The organism is Protofrankia sp. CiP1_Cm_nod2, from assembly GCF_920664355.1.
Classification (GTDB): domain Bacteria; phylum Actinomycetota; class Actinomycetes; order Frankiales; family Frankiaceae; genus Protofrankia.
The window spans coordinates 28,899-35,234 of sequence record NZ_CAKKTL010000025.1 but is presented as its reverse complement, the minus strand read 5'-3'; the positions used below and the strand labels follow the sequence as shown (position 1 = coordinate 35,234).

Genomic DNA, 6,336 nt, shown 5'->3' with positions numbered 1-6,336 from the left:
GGCCGGCCCCGGCCCGGCCGGGGCGGACGTCGGGCGGGCGCTGCCCGGCGGCGGGGTGGACGTCCGGCTGGACCGGCTTGCCACGACGCTGTCGCCGTTGTGGGTGGCGGCGGCGCTGGCGGCCGCGATACTCGCCGTGGCGACGGCGACGCGCCTGCTTACGCGCCACCCCCGTCGTGTCGGGGCCGAGCTGTGGGACTGCGGCGGCGGCGCGCCGAGCGCCCGCATGCAGTACACGGCCACCTCGTTCGCCGAACCGTTACAGCGTGTGTTCGACGACGTGCTCGCGCCCGAGCAGGACGTCGACGTCACCCCGACCCGTGAATCGGCCTACCTGGTCGAACGGGTCCGCTTCCAGCGGAGGATCCCGGACCGGATCGAGTACCGCCTGTACCGGCCGGTGCTGGCGGCGCTGGCCGGGGCGGGTGTGTCCGCACGGAAGCTGGCCAACGGCAGTGTGCACCGCTACCTCGGCTACGGGTTCTGCGGGCTGGTCGCCGTCCTGCTGGTGCTGGCGGTGACCCGGTGAGCGCGGTCGGGACGGTGGCGGTACTCGCCCAGATCGTCGTCGTGGTTGCCGGGGCGCCGCTGCTGACCGGGCTGATGCGGCAGGTGCGGGCCCGGATGGAGGGACGCGCCGGCGCCGGCGTCGGACAGCCATGGCGGGACCTGCGCAAACTGCTGCGCAAGCAGCCCATCACCCCGGTGGGCACCGGCCCGGCCTTCCGGCTGGCGCCGCTGCTGCTGGTCGCCACCACCCTCGTGGTCGCCGCGCTGGTGCCGCTGGCGTCCACCGCCACCCCGGTGCGTGACAGCGCGGACCTGCTCGTCGTGGTGACGCTGCTGGCGCTGGGCACGGTGATCCTGGCGCTGGCCGGCCTGGACACCGGGACCGCCTTCGGGGGCATGGGCGCGTCCCGTGAGATGACCGTGGTCGCGCTGGTGGAGCCGACCATCCTGCTGTCGGTGGTCGCGCTGTCGATCCCGGCCGGGTCGACCAACCTGCCCACCATCGTCGCGCACGGCGTCCACGACCCGGCCCGGCTGGCCTCCCCCGCCAGCCTGCTGGCCGGTGTCGCCCTGGCCGTGGTCACCCTCGCCGAGACCGGCCGGCTGCCGGTGGACAACCCGTCCACGCACCTGGAACTGACGATGATCCACGAGGCGATGATCCTGGAGTACGCCGGCCCGGATCTCGCCCTGATCGAGCTCGGCGCCCAGATGCGGCTGACGGTGCTGCTGGGCCTGCTCACCAGCCTGTTCGTCCCCTGGGGGATCGCCACCGGCACTGCGGCGGCGGCCCTGCCGCTGGCGCTGGCGCTCTTCGCCGGGAAGGTCGCCCTGCTCGGCGCCGGGCTGGCCGCGGCCGAGGTGTTCTGGGCGAAGATGCGCCTGTTCAAGGTGCCCGAGCTGCTCACCGGCTCCTTCCTGCTCGCGCTGCTCGCCGTCGGCGCCTCGTTCTTCCTACCCGGAAACTGAGCCCGCCCATGATCCTGTCTCGCCGCCCCGCACCTCGCCGCCCCGCACAGGGTGGGCCACGATGAGCACCGGTACGTACACCCAGCTGCTCGACCTGGCCTGCGGGGTGTTCCTGCTTGCCGCCGTGCTGGTGCTGTGGCGCCGCGAACTGACCGCGTTCGTGCGCCTGTTCGCCGTCCAGGGGGTGGCGCTGGCCGCCATCGCCGCCCTGTCCGGCATCCACGAGCACCGGTTCGAGTTGCTGGCCGTGGCCGTCGGCATCCTGGTGCTGCGCGCCGGGGTGCTGCCGTACCTGATGCGGCGGGTGCTGGCCACCAGCGGGGAGACCCGGGAGACCGAGCCGCTGGTCAACGTGGCGGCCTCGCTGCTGACCGCCGCGGCGCTGACCCTGCTCGCCTACGCCGCGGCCCGCCCGCTGGTGGAGCTGGCGCCCAGCCCGGCGACCCGGGCGCTGCCGGTCGGCCTGGCCGTGGTCCTCATCGGCTTCTTCACCCTGGTCACCCGGCGCCGCGCACTCGCCCAGGCGGTCGGGTTCCTGCTGCTGGACAACGGCATCACCGCCGTGGCCTTCCTGGCCACCTCCGGCGTGCCGCCCATCGTCGAACTCGGGGTCTCCTTCGACGTGCTGCTCGCCGTCCTGGTCCTGCAGATCCTCACGACCCGGATACACGCCACCTTCGGCGGGACCGACATCGACGACCTGCGGGAGCTGCACGACTGATGACCTTCGCCGCCGCAACATCCGCCGCCGCAACGTCCGCCGCCTTGGCACCCGCCGCCGCAACGTCCGCGTCCGCCGCCTCGGCCTTCGCCGCCGCGGCACCCGCCGGCACGACGTCCGTCGCCGCCACGCTGCTGCTGACCGCCCCGGTCGCGGCCGCGCTGGCCACCGCGGCCGGCTACGCCGTGCTCGGCTGGCGGCCGGCCACCGCCTGGGCGGGTCTTGTCTCCCCCGCCACGATCCTGGGCTGCGCGGTCGTGCTGGCCGTCCGCGTCCCCGGGCACGGGCCGGTCACCGGCTACGGCGGGCTGGCCCGCGCCGACGCCCTGTCCGCGTGGATCCTGCTGGTCATCGGCGCGGTCGCGGTCCTCGCCTGCGCGGCCAGCCCCGCCTACCTGGCGGCGGAGAACGCCGCCGGGCACACCGACGCCCGCGGCGCGCGCCGCTACGGCATCCTGGTGCACGCCTTCCTGGCCGCGATGGCCGTCGCCGTCCTGGTGGCCAACCTCGGCGTGCTGTGGGTGGCGATCGAGGCCACCACCATCGTCACCGCCTTCCTCGTCGGCCACCGGCGGACCCGCGCCTCGGTCGAGGCCGCCTGGAAGTACGTCGTCATCTGCTCCGCCGGGATCGCCCTGGCCTTCCTGGGCACCATCCTGATCTACTACGCTGCCCGGCAGGCCGGCATCTCGGAAGCCTCCGCCCTGGACTGGCCGGTGCTCGTCGCCCGGGCGCACGAGCTGGATCCGGACGTCACCCGGATGGGTATCGCCCTGGTCATCCTGGGGTTCGGCGCCAAGGCCGGGCTGGTGCCGCTGCACGCCTGGCTGCCCGACGCGCACAGCCAGGCCCCGGCGCCGGTGTCGGCGCTGATGTCCGGGGTGCTGCTGGCGGTGTCCTTCACCGCGATCCTGCGCTACAAGGTGATCGCGGACGTGGCACTGGGCCCCGGGTTCGCCCGCACCCTGCTCGCCGGCGCCGCCGTGCTCACCCTCGCGCTGGCCGCCGCCCTGCTGCTCGGCCAACGTGACTACAAGCGCATGCTCGCCTACTCCAGCATGGAACACATGAGCCTGATCGCGCTCGGCGCCGCCACCGGCACCCGGCTGGCGATCTCCGCGGTGCTGCTGCACATCGCCGGCCACGGGCTGGCCAAGAGCGTCGCGTTCTGCTCCAGCGGGCACATCCTGCACCTGCGGCACACCACCCGCATCGGCCGGGTCCGCGGGCTGCTGAGCCAGGCGCCGGTCCTCGCCGCCGCGTTCGGCCTGGCCGTGCTGGCGCTGCTCGGCTTCCCGCCGTTCAGCCTGTTCGCCTCCGAACTGGCCATCGCCCGCGCCGGTTTCACCGGGCCCGCGGGGCTGGGCTGGGCGACCGCCGCCGCGTTGGTGCTGGTGCTGGCCGCGTTCGCGGCGATGACCGCCCGCACCGCCCACATGCTGCTGGGCCCCGCCCCCGGCCAGAACGGCGGCGCCGCCGCCACGCTGGTCCAGAAAGACACGCCGGTCCAGAAGGACGGTGCTGCCGTCGCCGTGCCGGTACATGACGGCGGCACCACGACCGCCATGCCGGACCAGGATGCCGCCACCGCCATGCCGGCCCGGCACGGCGGTGGCATCGCCGCCGCGCCCGTTCAGGACGGCGGCACCGCTGTCACCGTGCCGGTGCGGTTCGGTGCCGCGGTGTGGGTGCCGCTGGCCGTCGGGCTGGCGGCCTGCGCCGCCCTGGGCGTCAGCGACGTCCCCCTGAGCAGCCTGCTGTCCACCGCCGCCGCGATCACCGGAGGGCCCTGACACCCATGCGTCCCGACCCGACCTCCCGCCCCGGCTCCGGTCCCGACCGGCCGCGCACCGGTCACAGCGGCCATACCTCCTGTGACGGCCACACCACTCGGACCATGATCGACACTGGGATCGCCGAACTGCCCCGGCGGGTCCGCGAGATGCTGGCCGACGGCCACCGCCTCGCCCTGGCCGCGGCCCACCACGACGGCGCCGACGCCCCGGGCGGCCCGGCCATCCGGGTGGTGTACCTGTTCGTCAAGGGCCCGCCCGACTCCCGCGTCGAACTGCACGTCCGCCTCGACCCGGACACCCCGGCGCTGCCGAGCCTCGCCCACCTGTCCTTCCCCGCCGGCCGGTTCGAGCGCGAGATGCGTGACCTGCACGGCATCGTCCCGCTGAACCATCCGCTGCCCCGCCGGCTGGTGCGCCACCCGCACTGGCCCCGCGGCTGGTATCCGATGCGGCCCGACGCCGGCCCGCCGCCGCCGTTCGCCGAGCCCGAGGGCCCCTTCCCGTTCCTGACCGTCGAGGGCGACGGCGTCTACGAGATCCCGGTCGGGCCCGTGCACGCCGGACTGATCGAGCCCGGCCACTTCCGCTTCTCCGTCGTCGGCGAGACCATCCTCAAGCTCAAGGCCCGGCTGTGGTTCGTCCACAAGGGCATCGAGAAGCTCTTCGAGCGGCGGGACGTGGCGCGGGGGCTGCCGCTGGCCGAACGGATCAGCGGGGACACCGCCGTCGGCCACGCGCTGGCCTACTGCCTCGCCGTCGAGGAGGCCACCGCCACCGCCGTCCCCGAGCCGGCCCGGCGCGCCCGGGCGCTCCTGCTCGAGCTCGAACGGCTGCACAACCACGTCGCCGACCTCGGCGCGCTGTGCAACGACGTCGGTCACGGCATCCTCAACGCCCAGGCCCAGCGCGTCCGCGAACAGCTGCTGCGCCTCAACCAGGAGGTCACCGGGCACCGGCTGCTGCGCGGGGGTGTCGTCCCCGGCGGCGCCGCCGTCCGCGCCCTGCCGGATCCGGCCCGCATGCGCGCGATCGGCGACGACATCCGCGACATCGTCGCCCTCGCCCTCGGCCACAGCACCGTACGTGACCGTTTCGCCGGCGCCGCCCGCCTCGACGGCCGCGCCGCCCGCGACCTGGGCTGCCTGGGCTACGTCGCCCGGGCCAGCGGCGTACGGGTGGACGCCCGGCAGGCCCATCCGTTCCTCGACTACGGCGATGCCCTCACCGTCCCCGTGCACACCAGCGGGGACGTGCTGGCCCGCTTCCTCATCCGGGCGGAGGAGATCGACGTCTCCCTGGCCCTCGTCGAGACGCTCGCCGCCGGCCTGACCTCCGGCGTCACGCGCGCCGAGCTCGCTCCCGGGCCCGCGTCCAGGTCCGCCCACGGTCTCGGACCCGGGCCGGCGTCCGCTCCCGGGCCCGCGTCCGGGGCCGGCCGGGACGACCTCCCCGGCCGGCCTGGTCCGCTCCTGAAGCCCGGTTCGGACGCGGATCCAGGCTCGGGCCTGGGCCCCACCGGCCGGCTCCCCGGCCCCGGTGCGGGTGTGGGCCCGGGCGGTCCGGACGTGGGCCCGGGCGTAGGTGCCGGTTCGGGGACGGGCATCGCCTCGGGCGTGGGCATCGTCGAGGGCTGGCGCGGCACCATCACCACCCGTGTCGAGCTCGCACCCGACCGTACCCTGGCCCGGGTGAAGGTCGTCGACCCGTCCTTCTTCAACTGGCCCGCCCTGCCCATCGCCCTGGCGGACACCATCGTCCCCGACTTCCCCCTGACCAATAAAAGCTTCAACCTCTCCTACGCCGGCAACGACCTGTGACCGTGGGCCGCCGTCCGAAGGCCGCTCAAGCGGTCGCGCAACGGACAGCGGCCTTCAAGCGTTTCCGCAGGCCACGAACCCCATCCGGAAAAACACCGACCAAGATCCACCGTATCCCGAAACGGGATACGGAAACAAAAGCGATCATGTTAACGAGTGTGTAAGTGGCTGCTCCAGCAGCCACTTACACACTCGTTCCGGGTGAGGCGCAGATTTCCGCAGGATTGAACGCTAAGAATTGATCTTGTCTGTCTCGGTGCCCGGGTCAGAAGTCGCCGGGAGGAGTTCGACGGCGCGGCGGCGGTGGGGCGATCTTGACGCGGGGTGATGTCGGTTCGTGGGCCTGTCCTCGCCCCTGGGCCGGCCGGGGTTGCCCGGCTCTCGCCGACATGCCGTAACCGGGTGACCGCAGACAGGAAAAATATCACCATTGGTGTCGTGGCTGACAACAACCGAGATATGTGGTCCGCAGGCCGCCTGCGTGGCCTCGCCGTCCTGATCCTGGCAGTGTCAGTGGTCATCG

The 6,336-nt window shown here is 73.8% G+C and carries 4 protein-coding genes and 1 pseudogene; all 5 read left to right on the top strand.

All coding sequences use genetic code 11. The features are described from left to right. Nucleotides 1-529 (top strand): annotated as a pseudogene (locus tag NBW84_RS04720) (proton-conducting transporter membrane subunit); the annotation flags it as partial. Continuing rightward, nucleotides 526-1,479 (top strand): NADH-quinone oxidoreductase subunit H, encoded by a 954-nt coding sequence (locus NBW84_RS04715; RefSeq protein WP_250282044.1) that lies wholly within the window; start codon nucleotides 526-528, stop codon nucleotides 1,477-1,479. The pseudogene NBW84_RS04720 and the gene NBW84_RS04715, both read left to right, overlap by 4 nt. A 61-nt stretch (nucleotides 1,480-1,540) precedes the next feature. Beyond that, nucleotides 1,541-2,200: a hypothetical protein gene (locus NBW84_RS04710; protein ID WP_250282043.1), complete on the top strand. Its 660-nt coding sequence runs from the start codon at nucleotides 1,541-1,543 to the stop codon at nucleotides 2,198-2,200. Further along, nucleotides 2,200-3,993 (top strand): proton-conducting transporter transmembrane domain-containing protein, encoded by a 1,794-nt coding sequence (locus NBW84_RS04705; protein WP_250282041.1) that lies wholly within the window; start codon nucleotides 2,200-2,202, stop codon nucleotides 3,991-3,993. The genes NBW84_RS04710 and NBW84_RS04705 overlap by 1 nt, the downstream gene beginning before the upstream one ends. Before the next feature lie 104 nt (nucleotides 3,994-4,097). After that, the gene (locus NBW84_RS04700; RefSeq protein ID WP_250282039.1) at nucleotides 4,098-5,813 is read left to right on the top strand and encodes an NADH-quinone oxidoreductase subunit C; all 1,716 of its coding nucleotides are present in this window, start codon (nucleotides 4,098-4,100) and stop codon (nucleotides 5,811-5,813) included. Nucleotides 5,814-6,336 lie beyond the last annotated feature (523 nt).

Excerpts from the sequence above, each read along its gene's own strand:
- NBW84_RS04710 (WP_250282043.1), top strand. The coding sequence starts at position 1,541 with ATGAGCACCGGTACGTACACCCAGCTGCTCGACCTGGCCTGCGGGGTG.
- NBW84_RS04705 (WP_250282041.1), top strand. The coding sequence starts at position 2,200 with ATGACCTTCGCCGCCGCAACATCCGCCGCCGCAACGTCCGCCGCCTTG.
- NBW84_RS04700 (WP_250282039.1), top strand. The coding sequence starts at position 4,098 with ATGATCGACACTGGGATCGCCGAACTGCCCCGGCGGGTCCGCGAGATG.